At 28.9% G+C, this 13,394-nt stretch carries 18 protein-coding genes; 12 read left to right on the top strand and 6 right to left on the bottom strand.

Annotated features, from left to right (window positions below; translation table 11 throughout):
- Together dnaK and dnaJ are read left to right on the top strand one after the other, a co-directional pair.
- On the top strand, positions 1-1,755 hold a 1,755-nt coding region (gene dnaK, locus AMN80_RS00200; RefSeq protein ID WP_075520016.1), incomplete at its 5' end, for a molecular chaperone DnaK.
- A 28-nt stretch (positions 1,756-1,783) separates the two neighbouring features.
- On the top strand, positions 1,784-2,908 hold the full coding sequence (gene dnaJ, locus AMN80_RS00195) for a molecular chaperone DnaJ (protein ID WP_075520015.1): 1,125 nt from the start codon (positions 1,784-1,786) through the stop codon (positions 2,906-2,908).
- Between the two features lie 190 nt (positions 2,909-3,098).
- Here the strand turns inward: dnaJ and AMN80_RS00190 are convergent, their stop codons facing one another.
- Entirely contained in the window at positions 3,099-3,278 is a 180-nt protein-coding gene (locus AMN80_RS00190; protein ID WP_075520014.1) for a hypothetical protein, read from the bottom strand.
- Between the two features lie 139 nt (positions 3,279-3,417).
- Here AMN80_RS00190 and dapB point away from each other — a divergent pair, with 139 nt between their 5' ends.
- Genes dapB through AMN80_RS00165 form a run of 5 tightly spaced genes read left to right on the top strand, consistent with a single transcriptional unit; the run spans position 3,418 to position 8,059 of the window.
- The gene (dapB, locus tag AMN80_RS00185) at positions 3,418-4,191 is read left to right on the top strand and encodes a 4-hydroxy-tetrahydrodipicolinate reductase (protein WP_075520020.1); all 774 of its coding nucleotides are present in this window, start codon (positions 3,418-3,420) and stop codon (positions 4,189-4,191) included.
- Complete coding sequence (gene nth / locus AMN80_RS00180) at positions 4,188-4,856, top strand: endonuclease III (protein ID WP_075520013.1); 669 nt, start codon at positions 4,188-4,190, stop codon at positions 4,854-4,856. Before dapB ends, nth begins: the two co-directional genes overlap by 4 nt.
- Before the next feature lies 1 nt (position 4,857).
- On the top strand, positions 4,858-5,787 hold the full coding sequence (locus tag AMN80_RS00175) for an adenosine kinase (RefSeq protein WP_075520012.1): 930 nt from the start codon (positions 4,858-4,860) through the stop codon (positions 5,785-5,787).
- Between the two features lie 12 nt (positions 5,788-5,799).
- The gene (locus tag AMN80_RS00170) at positions 5,800-6,777 is read left to right on the top strand and encodes an NAD(P)-binding protein (RefSeq protein ID WP_075520011.1); all 978 of its coding nucleotides are present in this window, start codon (positions 5,800-5,802) and stop codon (positions 6,775-6,777) included.
- A gap of 13 nt (positions 6,778-6,790) precedes the next feature.
- Positions 6,791-8,059, top strand: coding sequence for a hypothetical protein (locus AMN80_RS00165; protein ID WP_075520010.1), 1,269 nt, complete (start codon positions 6,791-6,793; stop codon positions 8,057-8,059).
- A gap of 182 nt (positions 8,060-8,241) precedes the next feature.
- On the opposite strand, the gene AMN80_RS00160 is transcribed toward AMN80_RS00165, so the two are convergent.
- A complete protein-coding gene (locus AMN80_RS00160; RefSeq protein ID WP_075520009.1) occupies positions 8,242-8,448 on the bottom strand; it encodes a hypothetical protein in 207 nt (68 codons plus the stop codon).
- Positions 8,449-8,558: 110 nt separating this feature from the next.
- On the opposite strand from AMN80_RS00160, the gene AMN80_RS00155 reads away from it, so the two are divergent.
- From AMN80_RS00155 to msrB, 3 genes are read left to right on the top strand one after another with little or no spacing between them, the layout of a single operon-like run.
- Complete coding sequence (locus tag AMN80_RS00155) at positions 8,559-8,861, top strand: antibiotic biosynthesis monooxygenase family protein (RefSeq protein ID WP_075520008.1); 303 nt, start codon at positions 8,559-8,561, stop codon at positions 8,859-8,861.
- Positions 8,861-9,253, top strand: coding sequence for a DUF4149 domain-containing protein (locus AMN80_RS00150; RefSeq protein WP_075520007.1), 393 nt, complete (start codon positions 8,861-8,863; stop codon positions 9,251-9,253). The genes AMN80_RS00155 and AMN80_RS00150 overlap by 1 nt, the downstream gene beginning before the upstream one ends.
- A complete protein-coding gene (gene msrB / locus AMN80_RS00145) occupies positions 9,253-9,729 on the top strand; it encodes a peptide-methionine (R)-S-oxide reductase MsrB (RefSeq protein ID WP_082256512.1) in 477 nt (158 codons plus the stop codon). The genes AMN80_RS00150 and msrB overlap by 1 nt, the downstream gene beginning before the upstream one ends.
- A gap of 1 nt (position 9,730) precedes the next feature.
- Here the strand turns inward: msrB and arfA are convergent, their stop codons facing one another.
- Together arfA and AMN80_RS00140 are read right to left on the bottom strand one after the other, a co-directional pair.
- A complete protein-coding gene (arfA, locus tag AMN80_RS05490) occupies positions 9,731-9,838 on the bottom strand; it encodes an alternative ribosome rescue factor ArfA (RefSeq protein ID WP_143323364.1) in 108 nt (35 codons plus the stop codon).
- The gene (locus AMN80_RS00140; RefSeq protein ID WP_075520006.1) at positions 9,831-10,430 is read right to left on the bottom strand and encodes a winged helix-turn-helix domain-containing protein; all 600 of its coding nucleotides are present in this window, start codon (positions 10,428-10,430) and stop codon (positions 9,831-9,833) included. Before AMN80_RS00140 ends, arfA begins: the two co-directional genes overlap by 8 nt.
- An 11-nt stretch (positions 10,431-10,441) precedes the next feature.
- Between AMN80_RS00140 and AMN80_RS00135 the strand changes: the two genes are divergently transcribed.
- Positions 10,442-10,933, top strand: coding sequence for a L,D-transpeptidase family protein (locus AMN80_RS00135; RefSeq protein ID WP_075520005.1), 492 nt, complete (start codon positions 10,442-10,444; stop codon positions 10,931-10,933).
- On the opposite strand, the gene AMN80_RS00130 is transcribed toward AMN80_RS00135, so the two are convergent.
- Positions 10,930-11,571, bottom strand: coding sequence for a YggS family pyridoxal phosphate-dependent enzyme (locus tag AMN80_RS00130; protein WP_075520004.1), 642 nt, complete (start codon positions 11,569-11,571; stop codon positions 10,930-10,932). The genes AMN80_RS00135 and AMN80_RS00130 overlap by 4 nt on opposite strands.
- Here AMN80_RS00130 and AMN80_RS00125 point away from each other — a divergent pair, their 5' ends adjacent.
- Positions 11,572-12,126, top strand: coding sequence for a thiamine phosphate synthase (locus tag AMN80_RS00125; protein ID WP_075520003.1), 555 nt, complete (start codon positions 11,572-11,574; stop codon positions 12,124-12,126). It abuts the gene before it with no gap.
- Positions 12,127-12,144: 18 nt separating this feature from the next.
- On the opposite strand, the gene AMN80_RS00120 is transcribed toward AMN80_RS00125, so the two are convergent.
- Positions 12,145-13,224, bottom strand: a complete 1,080-nt coding sequence (locus tag AMN80_RS00120) for a porin family protein (RefSeq protein ID WP_075520002.1) — start codon at positions 13,222-13,224, stop codon at positions 12,145-12,147.
- Positions 13,225-13,394: the final 170 nt, after the last annotated feature.

Raw genomic sequence — 13,394 nt, 5'->3', positions numbered from 1 at the left:
CAAGCTGTAACCAATCCAGAAAATACTGTATTTGCCGTTAAGAGACTAATTGGAAGAAATTTTGATGATCCGTCAGTAAAAAAAGATATAGAAACATCTCCTTTTAAAATAGTTAATTCAGATAAAGGTGATGCATGGATTGAAGCTAAAGGTAATAAATATTCTCCATCTCAAATTTCAGCTTTTATTCTTCAAAAGATGAAAGAGACTGCTGAAAAATATTTAGGACAAGAAGTAAAAAAAGCTGTAATTACTGTGCCAGCATATTTTAATGATGCGCAAAGACAAGCAACTAAAGATGCTGGAAAAATTGCAGGTTTAGAAGTTTTAAGAATTATTAATGAACCTACAGCAGCTTCTCTTGCTTACGGTCTGGACAAAAAAACTAACAAGAAAATTGCAGTATATGACTTAGGTGGTGGAACATTTGATGTTTCAATACTTGAATTGGGTGATGGTGTTTTTGAAGTTAAATCTACGAACGGTGATACTTTTTTAGGTGGTGAAGACTTTGATAATACAATTGTTGAATATTTATTATCAGAGTTTAAAAAAGACAGTGGAATAGATTTGAAATCCGATAAGCTTGCGCTTCAAAGATTAAAAGAGGCAGCAGAAAAAGCGAAAATTGAGCTTTCTTCAGCAGCACAAACAGAGATAAATCTTCCTTTTATTACAGCGGACAAAACTGGTCCAAAACACATAAATTTAAAAATGACTAGAGCAAAATTAGAGGCCCTAGTTGAAGATTTAATTAAAAGAACTATGCCACCATGTGAAACTGCTCTTAAAGATGCTGGTCTTTCAGCGAGTGAAATCGATGAGATTGTGCTTGTTGGTGGAATGACTAGAATGCCTAAAATTATAGAAGAAGTTAAAAACTTTTTTGGAAAAGAGCCTAATAAATCTGTAAACCCTGATGAGGTTGTTGCCATGGGTGCAGCTATACAAGCTGGTGTATTACAAGGCGATGTAAAAGATGTTTTATTATTAGACGTTACGCCTTTATCTCTTGGAATTGAAACCCTAGGAGGAGTATCAACAAAATTAATTGATAAGAACACAACTATACCAACTAAGAAAAGCCAAGTTTTCTCTACAGCAGAGGATAATCAGCCAGCTGTATCTATAAGAGTTCTTCAAGGTGAAAGAGAAATGGCATCAGACAACAAAGTTTTAGGTAATTTTGAATTAGTCGGAATTGCACCAGCTCCTAGAGGGGTGCCTCAAATTGAAGTTACATTTGATATTGATGCAAACGGTATAGTTAATGTATCAGCTAAAGATAAAGGAACTGGAAAAGAACAAAAAATCCAAATTCAAGCATCAGGTGGCTTAAGTGAAGAAGAAATTAACAAAATGGTAAAAGAGGCTGAAGCTAATAAAGATGCTGACAAAAAGAAAAGGGAAGCCGTTGATGCAAGAAATCAAGCAGATACTTTATTACATTCTACTGAGAAGAACCTAAAAGAACATGGAAGTAAAGTGTCTGAGGCAGATAAAAAAGCTATCGAAACCGCATGTGCAGATTTAAGAAACTCTTTAAAAGGAACTGATGTTGAGGACCTTAAAAAGAAAACGCAAGATCTAGTTCAAGCATCTATGAAATTAGGTGAAGCTATCTATAAGTCACAACAAAGCGCTAAACCAGAAGATGGTGCGAAAGATAAAAAAGAAGAAGGAAAAAAAGACGATAACGTTGTTGACGCAGACTTTGAGGAAGTAAAAGACGAAAATAAAGAAAAAAGTGCCTAAGAGCTAACAACTGTTTGTCTAATTAGTTATGGCAAAAAGAGATTATTACGAAGTCTTAGGTGTAAATAAATCAGCATCAGCAGATCAGATAAAAGCGGCATATAGAAAACTTGCTGTAAAACATCATCCAGATAAAAATAAAGGTGATAAAGCTTCTGAGGAAAAGTTTAAAGAAGCATCAGAGGCGTACCACGTCTTATCAAATACAGAGCGAAAACAAAATTATGATAATTTTGGACATGCTGCATTTGAGAATGGAGGTGGAGGAAGAGGGGGTTTTAGCAATTTTGACTTTTCCAGCCACTTCTCAGATATATTTGAAGATTTTTTTGGTGATTTTGGTGGAGGCGGAAGAAGAAGTAGAAAATCAAATTTTAGAGGTTCTGATTTAAGATATGATTTATCTATTTCATTAGAGGAAGCTTACACAGGAAAAAAACAGGATATAAAGTTTTCAACTTCAGAAAAATGTCAAATCTGCAATGGAAGCGGCTCTAAACCAGGCACAAATGTTGGTTCATGTTCTATGTGTGGAGGTAACGGTCAAGTAAGATCAAGCCAAGGATTTTTTACTGTTCAACAAACTTGCCCTCAATGTTCAGGTACGGGTGAACAAATAACTAATCCTTGTGGCAGCTGTAGCGGACAAGGAAAAAAACAAGCTTCAAAAAGATTATCAGTAACAATTCCTAAAGGTGTAGATGATGGAACTCGAATTAGATTAGCCGGAAAAGGTGAAGCTGGATCCAGAGGTGCATCAAGTGGAGATCTTTATCTTTTTATTAATGTTTACTCACATGATTTATTTAAAAGAAGTGAAGAAAATTTATTTTTTGAATGCCCAATATCTATTGCTGATGCAGCTTTAGGAGCATCCATAGAGATACCAACTATTGATGGAGGAAAAGCAAAAATCAAAATTCCATCTGGAACTCAAAGTGGTAAACAATTTCGTTTAAGAGGCAAAGGAATGCCTTTAATGAGAAGTGGTGGAGTTGGTGATTTATATGTACAAGTAAATACTGAAGTCCCCATTAATCTTAATAAAGAACAAAAAGATCTTCTTGAAAAATTTAGAGAAATCGAAAACGAAAAATCTAACCCAAGTATTAAAAAGTTTTTTCAAAAAGCAAAAAATTTTTGGAAAAATTAAATTAAAGTGAATTTTATGAGTCTTGAGGTAATTGTACCAGTAATAGCCTTAATAGGCGTACTTGTACTAGTTTTACCTGGTTTTATTCAAACTAATTATAACTTTAAGATCCTGCTTAAGAATTTATCAATATGGATTATAGTGATAGCTATAATATTAATATTTATATATTTTATATTATAAATAATAATTAATTATTTTCAGTGCAGATATCTTTGATAACTGGAACACTTGAACAGTCACCACATTTAGTTACTTGAACTAAACAACCACTATCAAGTAATTTTACATCAACAACTCTATCGCATTTAGAGCATACTGAAGAAATAGTTAATCCACATTTTTTACAACTAAATTTTTGTGTTTGCATAAATTTAAGATAGGAAATTAAAAATATTATTCAAGAAATAACGTATAATATTGATTATCATTATCACAAAAAAACCAATTAAAAACATCTCTTTAAAAAAATCTTTATGAATGATAATCATTATCAACAAAATCTTTATATGAAAATAAATTTAACTATTACAGGCTGTATGGGAAGAATGGGACAACAACTTATTAAGTCCTCAAATAAAAATAAAATCTTTAAAATAGTTTCACTCACTGAAAACTTTAAAATTAATAGAAAAATAAATAATATTTTACCCGAATTTAATAACGTTAGTTCTTTCAAAAAAACTAATATCATTATAGATTTTACAGTTCCTAAATGTACTTTAGAAGTGCTTAAAATTGCTTCTAAACTAAAAAAAAGAGTTGTTATAGGTACAACTGGTTTTACTAAAAATCAGGAAAATTTAATAAAAAAATATTCTAAAAAAATTCCAATACTAAAGGCTGGGAATATGAGCTTAGGGATTAATTTATTGATGTATTTAACAGAAATTACCTCAAAATCTCTTGGAAATAATTTCTTAAGTAAAGTTTTTGAAGTTCACCATAAACACAAAAAAGATCACCCTTCTGGCACAGCTTTAATGCTTGGAAAAGGAATAGCTATAGGAAAAAATAAAGATCTAAATAGATTGATCGGAAAAAAATATCTAAATAAAAAATCTTTTCCTTATGGAAAAAAAATAAATTTTAATTCGATGAGAAAAGGTAAAGTAGTTGGCGAGCATGAGGTAAAATTTTCTAGTGGCAAAGAAATTATAACTTTAAACCATGAAGCATTTGATAGAGCTTTATACTCTGAGGGCGCTCTAACTGCTGCAAAATGGTTGATGAGAAAGAAACCAGGCCTTTACTCAATGCGAGATGTATTGAACTTTAAATGAGTTCAAAAAATGCTGATAAAATCAAAAGAGCTAAGATAGTATTAAAAATACTCAATAAAACTTATCCACACATTAACGTACCGCTTGAAAGTAGAAATGTATTCACTCTTTTAATTTCTGTACTTTTATCTGCGCAGTGCACAGACGTAAATGTTAATAACGTAACAAAAGATATTTATCCGAAGTATTTTAAGCCAATTCACTTTGTAAGACTTGGAAGAAAAAAAATTGAAAGGTTAATAAGAAGAATAGGTATATTTAGAATTAAAGCTAAAAGTATTTATTACCTATCTAAAACTTTAGTAGAAAAATATAATAGTAAGGTTCCAAGTACATTCGAACAATTAGAGGAACTCCCAGGAGTTGGCCATAAAACAGCAAGTGTGGTTATGTCTCAAGGTTTTGGTTACCCTGCTTTTCCAGTTGATACTCATATTCATAGGCTTGCTCAAAGGTGGGGTTTAACTAATGGCAAGAATGTTGTGCAAACTGAGGAAGATTTAAAGAGTTTATTTCCAAAAAAATATTGGAACAAACTTCATTTGCAGATTATTTTTTATGGTCGAGAATATTGTAAAGCTCGTGATTGTTACGGTATTTCTTGTAAAATTTGCACGAGTTGTTATCCTAATAGAAAAAAACCAATTAAAACTAAAAAGGCTTAGCATGAAAATATTAGGTATAGGTAATGCAATTGTAGATGTAATTTGCAAAGTTGAAGATGATTTTATTCAAAAAAATGGTCTTACTAAAAGCACGATGAAACTTATTTTCGATGAAAAAGAATTTAATCAACTATTATCTAATTTGAAAATTGAAAAAACAGTCTCAGGTGGATCTGTTGCAAATTCGATTGTTGGTCTTTCTCAACTTAAAAACAAGGTTGGTTTTATTGGTAAAGTAAGTGATGATGACTTGGGTGGAAAATATGAAGAAGGACTTAAACAAGAAAATGTTGAATATTTTTACTCAAAAAAAAAGGAGGAATTGCCAACAGGTACTTGTTTAATTTTAGTAACACCAGACTCAGAGAGAACAATGTGCACTTTTCTTGGAACAGCAGGCAAAATTAACGAAAATGACGTAGATACAAATGCTATTAAACAAAGTGAGATTATTCTTTTAGAGGGATATTTATGGGATGAGGGAGATCCTAAAAAAGCTTTTGATAAAGCAATAACTAATGCAAATAAAGTTGCAATGTCTTTATCAGATCAGTTTTGTGTTGATAGACATAAGACACATTTTTTAAATTTAGTTAAAAATAAATTAGATATAACATTTGCTAATGAACAGGAAATTATGTCTTTAATTGATGCTAAAAACTTTGATGAGGTGATTAATTTTGGAAAAGGTCTTAAAAAATTATTGATTATCACTAGAGGTGAAAAAGGTGCAATCTCAATTAATGGTGATGAAGTTACAGAATGCGGTATTCAAAAAAATCTTAAAATAGTTGATTTGACTGGTGCTGGAGATCTATTCGCTGCAGGGTTTTTACATGGTCATGTAAACGGTCTATCTCGAAAAGAATGCTTGGAAAAAGGCACTGAAATGTCCTCTAGAGTTATTCAACAAATTGGTGCAAGAATTTAAAAATTATTCTTAATGATTGATTTTGCTGTAATAGGATCAGGAATATCAGGTGCTACAATATCCAATAAATTAAATAAAAAATACTCAATTAAGGTGTTTGAAAAAGCCAAAGGTGTCGGTGGTAGAAGTTCTTTTAAAAGATATAAAGATAAAATAGGTTTTGATCATGGTCTACAATATATATCTCCAAGATCCAAAGAATTTAAATCATTTACAAAAAAACTCATTAAAAAAAGAATTATTAAACATTGGAAAGGTAATCACGAATTTTTAAATGAAAGGGTAAAAAGAAACAAAAAACATATGAAATTAATTGGGGTAAGGGGTAATAATGATATTAGTAAACACTTACTTAAAAATGTTAATTGTAATTTTCAATCAGAATTGTCAGAAATAGAAAGACAAAAGGATTATTGGACTCTCAAGTTTAAAAATAAAAGTATTACTTATTCAAAAAACTTAATAATAACTGCCCCATTTCCACAAGTAAAAAAATTAGCATCCAAGTTTATAAAAACAAGGCTTTTTAAAAATAAAGTCAAAATGAATTCAAGTCTTACAGTTTTATTAATTACAAATAAAACTGGGTGTAAGTTCAGTAGTTTTTTTACTAACGACAATATTTTGGGATGGGTTTCTAATGAAAATTCAAAAAAAAGATTTAAATATAATAAAGATTTATGGGTCCTTCAAAGTACCTATGAATATGGCAAAAATCATACTGATAATTATAGAAAAAAAAGAAAATTTTATACAAGAGTTTTGATAAATAAATTTAAAAAATTAACTAAGTTGAAAATAAAAAAAGTTTATTTTTCACATATACATGGCTGGAAATACTCTTCTAATTCAAAACCTTTAAAAACTAAAAGTTACTGGAATAAAAAACTAGGAATAGGAATTTGCGCTGATTGGTTTGGTGGACCAAGACTAGAGAATGGATGGTTAAGTGCAAATAGTTTGTATAAAAAGATAAACATAAAAATTTAAAATAAGTCAAAATATGTCTTTAATTTTTTCAAATAATAATTCGTACAGAGACGAAACTATTTTTTTTCTTTTTCTTTACATGACTTTGATAGCGAGTTTTATTTTTGGTGAAAATTCGACTGGTGGAGCTATTAAAGATTATGTTAATCAAAAGAATGTAAGCCAAGGATTTGCTAATGAATTTATAAAAACTTTTTATGAATACGACACATTCGCAACAAGACATTCACCAATTTTAATAATATTTTTATCTTTATTTGAAAAAATTAATGTACCAGACACTTTTATAAGGCTAATCCATCTTCATTTATGTTTGTTATTACCTTTTGTTTTTTATAGGTGCTTAAGCATAAAATTTAGCAAAATAGATAAAAAAATTCTATTTTTTTTAGTAAGTCTGATTTTCTTATCACCAACATTTAGGAGTTTAGCTATTTGGCCAGATAGTAGATTATTTGGTCTAATTTTTTTTACTCTAAGCATTTATTATTTCTTAAAATTTTATGAGAGTAAAAATTTTAAATTTGCTATTTATAATGTTTTTGTTTTAGCTCTCAGCGCTTACCTAAGTCCTAATTTTTCTGTTTTTTCGATATTTTTTTTTATTAATTTCGTTCTATATTACGGTTTTTTCTCAAAACAGGCTTTATACTTAGTTATTATTAATTTAGTGTTGGCGTTTCCTGCCTTCTATTACATATTTATTCTTGATGTAAATTTTTTATTAAAATCAGCTGCAATAGGGATAAAGGGGAACGAAAAGATTATTTTTAATAATTTGTTTAATGATATCTTGATTACTTTTTCAATTTTTTTATTTTATTTATTACCATTTTATTTTCTTAAAGTTATTAGAATTAACAAAATTCTTATTCTAAAAAATATTTTAATTTCTATATTTATTTTTTCAATTTGTTTATTTAATTTTGATTATGATTATTCTTTTAGTGGTGGCGGTATATTTTTTAAGTTATCTAACTATTTCTTTAAGAATAATTATTTATTCTATTTTATATCATTTATTTCCATACTAGTAATATGTTCATTGATTTCAAAAAATTATACTAATATTTTGCTTTTTATATTAATTGTTTTAAATAATCCACAATATACTATTTATCACAAGTATTTTGATCCTTTTTTACTTATAGCGTTTCTTACAATCTTCTCTTTTAATCTCGATTTAAAAAAAGTTTACTATAAAAAAAACTATTTATTTATTTTTGGATATTTTTTAGTTTTTTTGATTATAAGTAACTTAAAATTAATATTAATAGTTTAAAAACTTTTTTAATTGGATAATGTTATTAATATGTCAAAAAGGTATAGTGGAAAATCATTCAAAGACTCTAGTGTTATGAAAAAACCCAAATTATCTCTGAAAGAAAAGAGAAAACTTAAAAAAGAAAAAAGGAAGAATAAATAGGGGCGTTCTGTTGCCAGGTGCCCCAAACCCCAAATAATTTATCCTTTAAACATTTCTAATGCTTTATTAAGAAGATCTACTGATTTTTTGTGCTCTCCACTATCATGAGCCTTCATTCCAGCATCTCTTAATTCTTGAGCTTCTGCAATTTTTGCATCAAGGTTTTTCGCCATCATTGGGCATGAACCTGCAAAAACAGAACTCGAAAATAATACAAAAGATAAAATTAACGCTAATTTTTTCATAGTTTTCCTTCCATTTACTTGGATATGGTTATTTATTTATAATTTTTAAGCAACAGAGTGTCACACTGATTAAGCTATAAAACCATATGTAATAAATATATATAGTCACAATGTTTATAGCAATGAATAGGTTTAAGATTGTTCTTGGTAAGGAACAAGATTTTGAGAGTGTTTGGAAAAATAGAGATACTCATTTAAAAGGCGTGCCAGGTTTTAAAGAATTTCATTTAGTTAAGGGAAACACTAATAAAGAATTTACCTTGTATGCATCACATAGTATATGGAATTCAAAAGAGGACTTTATTAATTGGACTAAATCGGAAGCCTTCAGGTTAGCTCATAAGAATGCTGGTCAACATCAAGATCTTTATTTAGGTGCACCTAATTTTGAGGGATTTGAAGTTGTTTTATAATGATTGAACAAAGCATTACATATTTAACTGCGATACTTTTGGGTATTATGCTTTTCTTTTCATTTGTTGTTGCACCATCTACATTTAGATTTTTAAATGAAGAATATGCTAGAAAATTTATTAGAGGCATATTTCCTTTATATTACTTACTAAATCTTAGTATCAGCCTAATTGTTGTTTTATTGATCGCTTATCTAAGTGATTTTAGTCTTAAATTTTATTTAATGCTGTCTATTTGTATTTTATTTTTTATTTCTAATTTTATTTTAATGCCACTAATAAATAAATTTAAAGATAAAGGAGATGAAAAAAGTTTCAAAGTATCCCATTTTGTGTCTGTACTAATAAATTTGGTGCAAATGATCTTTCTTATAATAATATTAATAAAATAATGAAATATAATTTAGATAAAAGAACTTTCATAAAATTGTTTGGTATTACATTTTTTTCTTTTTTCTTAATGCCATATAAGTTTGCAAAAGCTGTTGCAAAAAAAGTTATAAATGAAAATCTCACCAAAAAACAAAAAGAAATAATGTTTAATGAGGGAACGGAAAGGCCATTTACAAGTGATCTTTTGAATGAAAAAAGAGAAGGTTTTTACCATTGTGCAAACTGCGGTGCAAAATTGTTCGCATCTACTGCTAAGTTTGACAGTGGTACTGGTTGGCCATCTTTTACAGAAGCTTTACCAGGTGCATTTAAAACTAAAGTTGATTACTCGTTTGGAATGAAAAGAATTGAATATCATTGTGCAAATTGCGGTGTTCATCATGGACATGTTTTTGCGGATGGTCCAAGTGAAACTGGAAAAAGGTTTTGTAACAATGGTCTTTGCTTAATATTTAAACCGTCAAGCAGCGATTAATCTATTTTTTTTTTCTTTTAAAACTACCTTTTCCTTTTTTAGGTTTGATTATTCTAGGTTTATATTTTTTTGTAAATAGGTATCTTTTTAAAGGATTTTTCTTACTCATTAATTAAGTATCCATCTTTTTTACTCTTAATAAATGAATCATCATTGAAAGTGTCTTTGATTTTTTTTCTTAATCTATAAATATGTGTCTCAACTGTGTGCGTTTCTAGATCCTCTCCGTATTTCCAAACTTTTTTTTGAAGAATATCAACCTTGACTGGTTTATTTTTATTTTTAAGAAATATAATAGTATCGATTTCTCGTTCAGTTAATTTAAGTTCATTATCGTTTTTTTTTAATATTCTTGAATTTGTATCTAATATGTATTTATTTATATTAATATTAGATTGAGCAGAGTAATTTTGTTGTATAAATCTTACGTTTAATTGATCAATTAAATTTGAGATTTTTAATGGAAATTTTGTAATACAAAGAATTTGTTTTTCGTCTGTTTTACTTTTCAACAGTTGAAAGTCTTTCTGATTAGCAAGGATTACAGAATTCACTAAAAATTTTTTATCCTCATCCATTTTTTTAACCAAATCCTTTTTTTCGCTAAAGTAATGAACACTGAAATTAAAATAATCTTTGATTTCTATAAAAATTTTATCTAATTCTGGTATATTTAAAATATGCAACTTTTGCGAATGCATTAAATTATATTATGTTATTAAGATTAAAAAATAAAGAACACTTAATTGTTGATGAATTTAAGTTCAAATGCTCTATTGGTAAAAAGGGACTAAAATTAAAAAAAGTTGAGGGTGATCATTGTACTCCAATAGGAGTTTTTAAGATTGGTAAGGTTTACTATCGACCAGATAGAGTTAAAAAACCAAACACAATTTTAAAGACAAAGACAATTACACAAAATATGGGTTGGTGCGATGACCCGAATAATAAAAATTATAATAGAGAAATTGTTTTAAATAAAAAGAATATAGGTGAAAAACTTTTTAGAAAAGATAATGCTTATGATATTTTAATTGTTATAGAGTATAATACAAACAAAACAAAGCCATTTAAAGGAAGTGCAATTTTTATTCATTTAACAAAAAATTATGATCCTACCAAAGGCTGCATAGCTTTAAAAAAAAATGATTTATTAATATTATTAAAAATAATAAATAAAAATTCGAAAATCAAAATTTCTTAACTTCTTGCACCAAATATTTTTGAGCCTATTCTTATAAATGTTGAACCTTGTTTTATAGCGTCCATATAATCATCAGACATGCCCATGCTTATATCTTTTAAACCTAAATTTTCTGATAATTCTCTCATTTTTATAAAATATGGATTAGAGTCATTATCAAATGGGGGTATACACATTAGCCCAATTATATTTAATTTAAATTCCTCAATACATCTTTTATAGAAGTTTTCTAAATTACTAATTTCAATACCACCTTTTTGTGCCTCGTCACCAATGTTGACTTGAATAAAAATTTTAGGTTTAAAATTTTTTTTTATTTGCTCGTCAGCTATCTTGCTTGCCAACTTAAGATTATCTAGGGAATGTATATAATCAAATAGGGGTAACACAAATTTAACTTTATTAGTTTGCAATTTGCCTATTAGATGTAAATTAATCTTTGGAAAGTCTTTTTTAATACTTATCCATTTCTCCATTGCTTCTTGAACTTTATTTTCACCAAAATCAGTGTGCCCTTCATTAATAACGGGCAATATATGGCTAATTGGGAAAGTTTTGGTAACAGCAACTAATTTAATTTTTTTTTTACCTATAATTTCTTGCTTTATTAAATTAAAATTTTTTACTACGTTTTCCATATGTTTAAATCTATTTACTATTATATAGACAAATTTAACAGAGATGAAATCTATAAATTAAATAAATCAATAAATATAATATACAGAAATTATTTAAATAAATTTAATACAAAAGAAATTTTAGAATTAGTTGCTTTTTGTAAAAAACAAGGAAGAAAAGTTTACATATCTAATAACCTAAAATTGGCTTTAAGATTCAATTTTAATGGAATTTACATTCCTTCTTTTAAAAAAGTATTAAATTATAAAAATATCCCAAAAAAAAATTTTGAGATAATAGGATCTGCACATAATATTATAGAAGTTATTAACAAAGAGAAACAAGGCTGTACTAAGATTTTTTTAAGTCCGATATTTAAAACCAAGAAAAATAGAAATTATTTAGGAGTTACTAAATTCAATATAATTAGATTAATCGCAAAAAAAGATATCATTTCTTTAGGTGGTATAAACAGTGAAAATATTAAATATTTAAAAATGTGCAGAGTAGAAGGTTTTGCAGGAATATCTTGGATAAAAAAAAACGGCCCAAGTATATATACTGGGCCGTTTTAAATTTAGTAAAAAATCAAATTAGAACGCAAGTCCTAAAGCAATTTCTGTTACTTGTGAGTCGCTTGCATCTTCATCAAATGAAGGATTTGTTACATCCATTTGATAAGCTTTTATTGACATACCACCCATTGAATATGCAACCTGAATTGCATCAATCTCTTGGTCTACGTCAGCTACTCCTGCAGCAGTATCAGCCTGTGCATCATATGTTTCTTCTGATTCTGTGTAAGAAACTGACAAGTTGTCATTTACGTTAAATGCAATACCGATTTGATGACCTTCTTGGAAACCAGCTGCTGTTCTAAGTACTTTAGCAGTATTTGTTGCTTCTGCTGTACCTGTAACACCTGAGTCAATGTAGAACTCTGAGTAACCAACAGATACTGGACCAAATGAGTATTTAGCATACCATACACCGTTGAACTCATCTCTTACTGCATCAACACCTGCTGCAGATGTTCTGTTGTTTTCTCTTTCAGCACCGTAGATACCAAATTTGAAAGCATCATAAGCGATAGTTATACCAGCTTCTGTTCCAGAACCGTAAGTTCCGCCACCTGGTACACCACCATCACCTGTCTCAGTGTCATTTGCATCTGATGCATAACCTAGGTCTAGTGTAACTTGTGCACCACCTAAATCAAACGTCGGAGATGTATATGTTATGTGGTTATTGTCCATAAAGTCACCAACTTTGTTTTGCGTAACAGTAGATGTAATATCTGAAATCTGTTCGTAAACTTGTGGAACTTCTTCATCGTATTTGTAGTGAGCTGCACCGCTGTGGTTACCCATTAAGAACGAACCCATTGAAGGTGTCGAAATTGTAATGTAACCAGACGTTAAGTCAGTCTGCGCGTCTGTTGTAGCTGTAGTTACAGAAAACGTTGTTCCGTTATCTAACTCACCACCACCTGTAAAAGCAACGTCTTTGTCAGTACCGATACCTCTACCAGATGTATTTGATGCTGCAGCAGCTGTACCATGTTTTAAAGTGATGTTAACACCACCAGAAACACTAAGCTCTCCAGCATGAGCTGATACTGCTACTAACGAACCTGCTAGTGCTGTAAGCCCAATTTTTTTAAAATTATTCATAAAGTACTCCTTTTGTTTATATTCATATGAATGAATATTTTTTAGCAAAAAATCAGATTAAAACCCCTAGAATCATCACTAAATATACATTTTTTGATAATGTGTGATATAAAAGTCACAATTAAAATACTGGATTTTGCTATATTTTGCTATATTTCATGGGTTTTATA

It is taken from the genome of Candidatus Pelagibacter communis, from assembly GCF_001179985.1.
Classification (GTDB): domain Bacteria; phylum Pseudomonadota; class Alphaproteobacteria; order Pelagibacterales; family Pelagibacteraceae; genus Pelagibacter; species Pelagibacter ubique_J.
Note: the sequence above shows the minus strand (reverse complement) of the source record. Positions and strands in the feature narration are given on the sequence as shown.

Excerpts from the sequence above, each read along its gene's own strand:
- dnaJ (WP_075520015.1), top strand. The coding sequence starts at position 1,784 with ATGGCAAAAAGAGATTATTACGAAGTCTTAGGTGTAAATAAATCAGCA.
- AMN80_RS00190 (WP_075520014.1), bottom strand. The coding sequence starts at position 3,278 with ATGCAAACACAAAAATTTAGTTGTAAAAAATGTGGATTAACTATTTCT.
- dapB (WP_075520020.1), top strand. The coding sequence starts at position 3,418 with ATGAAAATAAATTTAACTATTACAGGCTGTATGGGAAGAATGGGACAA.
- nth (WP_075520013.1), top strand. The coding sequence starts at position 4,188 with ATGAGTTCAAAAAATGCTGATAAAATCAAAAGAGCTAAGATAGTATTA.
- AMN80_RS00175 (WP_075520012.1), top strand. The coding sequence starts at position 4,858 with ATGAAAATATTAGGTATAGGTAATGCAATTGTAGATGTAATTTGCAAA.
- AMN80_RS00170 (WP_075520011.1), top strand. The coding sequence starts at position 5,800 with ATGATTGATTTTGCTGTAATAGGATCAGGAATATCAGGTGCTACAATA.
- AMN80_RS00165 (WP_075520010.1), top strand. The coding sequence starts at position 6,791 with ATGTCTTTAATTTTTTCAAATAATAATTCGTACAGAGACGAAACTATT.
- AMN80_RS00160 (WP_075520009.1), bottom strand. The coding sequence starts at position 8,448 with ATGAAAAAATTAGCGTTAATTTTATCTTTTGTATTATTTTCGAGTTCT.
- AMN80_RS00155 (WP_075520008.1), top strand. The coding sequence starts at position 8,559 with ATGTTTATAGCAATGAATAGGTTTAAGATTGTTCTTGGTAAGGAACAA.
- AMN80_RS00150 (WP_075520007.1), top strand. The coding sequence starts at position 8,861 with ATGATTGAACAAAGCATTACATATTTAACTGCGATACTTTTGGGTATT.
- msrB (WP_082256512.1), top strand. The coding sequence starts at position 9,253 with ATGAAATATAATTTAGATAAAAGAACTTTCATAAAATTGTTTGGTATT.
- arfA (WP_143323364.1), bottom strand. The coding sequence starts at position 9,838 with ATGAGTAAGAAAAATCCTTTAAAAAGATACCTATTTACAAAAAAATAT.
- AMN80_RS00140 (WP_075520006.1), bottom strand. The coding sequence starts at position 10,430 with ATGCATTCGCAAAAGTTGCATATTTTAAATATACCAGAATTAGATAAA.
- AMN80_RS00135 (WP_075520005.1), top strand. The coding sequence starts at position 10,442 with ATGTTATTAAGATTAAAAAATAAAGAACACTTAATTGTTGATGAATTT.
- AMN80_RS00130 (WP_075520004.1), bottom strand. The coding sequence starts at position 11,571 with ATGGAAAACGTAGTAAAAAATTTTAATTTAATAAAGCAAGAAATTATA.
- AMN80_RS00125 (WP_075520003.1), top strand. The coding sequence starts at position 11,572 with ATGTTTAAATCTATTTACTATTATATAGACAAATTTAACAGAGATGAA.
- AMN80_RS00120 (WP_075520002.1), bottom strand. The coding sequence starts at position 13,224 with ATGAATAATTTTAAAAAAATTGGGCTTACAGCACTAGCAGGTTCGTTA.